The 2,081-nt window shown below is 71.5% G+C and carries 2 protein-coding genes; both read left to right on the top strand.

Features of this window, described 5'->3' with window-relative positions; translation table 11 throughout:
• The first annotated feature begins 208 nt into the window (after positions 1 to 208).
• Positions 209 to 1,573, top strand: a complete 1,365-nt coding sequence (locus Q1K70_RS20425; RefSeq protein ID WP_300163989.1) for an HlyD family type I secretion periplasmic adaptor subunit — start codon at positions 209 to 211, stop codon at positions 1,571 to 1,573.
• Between the two features lie 22 nt (positions 1,574 to 1,595).
• Complete coding sequence (locus Q1K70_RS20420; protein WP_300163986.1) at positions 1,596 to 1,913, top strand: hypothetical protein; 318 nt, start codon at positions 1,596 to 1,598, stop codon at positions 1,911 to 1,913.
• Positions 1,914 to 2,081: the final 168 nt, after the last annotated feature.

Raw genomic sequence — 2,081 nt, 5'->3', positions numbered from 1 at the left:
CGGCGTCATCCTCGCCCCCTCGGCCTACGAATGCGCCTTCACGTCCTTCGCCCATTCCGAGGACGACTACGCCCGCACCCTCGACGCGGCGCGGCGTGTGCAGTTGTAGGGAGGGAGGGGGAGAAAAGACGCCTCCGGCGGCCAGGAGGGGCACTGCCCCTCCTGGACCTCCCGCAAGGGGGAGCAGGGATGGCCAAAGGAGGTTTTCGTGATCGCGCCGTGGAAGCGTAGGCGGCTGCCGGCCGTGGCCGGGGCCGCGCCGCCGGCGGCGCGTTTCGCCGCCTTTCAGCCGCCGGCCCTGGAGATCCTGGCCGCGCCCACGCCCGTGCGCTACCGGGTCACCCTCTACCTGCTGCTCGCCTTCATTCTCAGCGCCCTGCTCTTCGCCTGCCTGGCCCAGGTGGACCGCATCGTGGCCGCGCCGGGCAAGGTCGCCTCGGCCCGGCGCAACGTCGCCGTGGCCTCCCAGGACGGCGGCGTCATCCGCGAAATCCACGTCACCGGCGGCCAGACCGTGGCCGCCGGCGACCCCCTCGTCACCCTGGACGCCACCCTGGCAGAGGCCGGGCTCGCCGAACGCGACAAGGAGCAGCGCGGCCTGGCCGCCAAGGTCTGGCGGCTGACCTGCGAAACCTCCGGGGCCTGTTCCCCGCCCCGGGAGCTCTCCGCCGACGACCTGCGCCTGGAGCGCGACCTCCTGCAGGCCCGGCGCAAGGAATACGCCGCCAAGCTCGACGCCCTGACCCGGCGCACCGGCGAACTCTCGGCCAAGCTCGCCACCAACGCCGCCGAGGCGGCCAAGAACAAGAAGCAGATCGCCCTGGCCCGGGACCTGGAACGCATGTACGGCGACATCTACAACCAGGGAGCCAGCTCCAAGGTCGAATTCATGAAGGCCCAGAGCCAGCGCATCGAGGCCGAGGGGCAGTTGACCAAGCTCGGCAACGAGGCGGCCGAGCTGCGCGAATCCCTGGCCCGGGCCGAGGCCGAGAAACGCGACTTCCAGACCAACTGGACCGCCGAGGCCGCCCGGGACCTGGCCCAGGCCAGCCGCGACCTGGCCGCGGCCGAGGAACAGCGCCGCAAGGCCGCCCACCTGCGCGAACAGGTCGTGCTGCGCGCACCCGAGGCCGGCACAGTGCTGGATGTTGCCGCCAAGGCCGCCGGGGCCGTGGCCGCCGCCAGCGAGACGCTCCTCACTCTCGTGCCCAAAGACGACGACCTCGTCGTGGAAGCCGAGGTCGCCGCCCAGGACATCGGCCGCGTGCGCCCGGGCGACGCCGTGCGCGTCAAGTTCGACGCCTTCCCCTTCCAGCGCCACGGCACGGCCCAGGGCGTGGTCGCAACCATCAGCCCCGACGCCCTGGAAAAACAGACCCCGGACGGCCAGCGCCTGTTCTACCGCGTGCGCGCCGTCCTCACCGACGTCGGCCTCACCGACGTGCCGCCCGACTTCCACCTCTTCCCGGGCCTGTCCGCCACGGCCGAGATCAAGGTCGGCCAGCGCCGCGTCATCACCTACCTCGCCTACCCCCTGGTGCGCGCCTTCGACGAAAGCCTGCGCGAACCCTGAACCCCAAGGAGCAGACCCCCTCATGAGCGACGAACTTTTCGTGGACGGCATCCTCGGCGTCGGCTTCGGCAAGGGAGCCGTACGCATCGACTTCTTCGCCATGGGCGAAGGCCTCGACGCCAAGGGCCAACCCACCAAGGAACGCAAACAGCGCCTCGTCATGACCACCGAAGGCTTCGTCGAATCCTTCGCCATGCTCGCCGGAGTCATGGAAAAGCTCAAGGCCGCGGGCCTCGTGGCCGCACGCCCGGCGACGACCGGGGATCAGGCCAAGGCTGCGGAGGGAGCCGCAGGCGGCAGCGGCGGTGCAGGTGGCAGCAGCCCGAGTCCGAATTTTTGAGGGGGAATGCCTCCGGCGGCCAGGAGGGGGTGACCCCCTCCTGGACCTCCCCGACGGGTGCGGGCGGGGAGGCGTGTGGGAACGGTGGGCGGCGGGGCGTCGGTCGTTGTGGTCCGGGAAATGGGCCGGACGACGCAGGCCGCAAAGCCGGCCAGCACCGTCCGGCCC

The organism is Solidesulfovibrio sp. (assembly GCF_029978005.1).
Classification (GTDB): domain Bacteria; phylum Desulfobacterota; class Desulfovibrionia; order Desulfovibrionales; family Desulfovibrionaceae; genus Solidesulfovibrio.
The sequence above is the reverse complement of the archived record's forward strand: the minus strand, read 5'-3'. Positions and strand labels throughout refer to the sequence as shown.

What these genes read in the sequence shown, in the direction of transcription:
- Q1K70_RS20420 (WP_300163986.1), top strand. Translation starts at nt 1,596, where the DNA reads ATGAGCGACGAACTTTTCGTGGACGGCATCCTCGGCGTCGGCTTCGGC.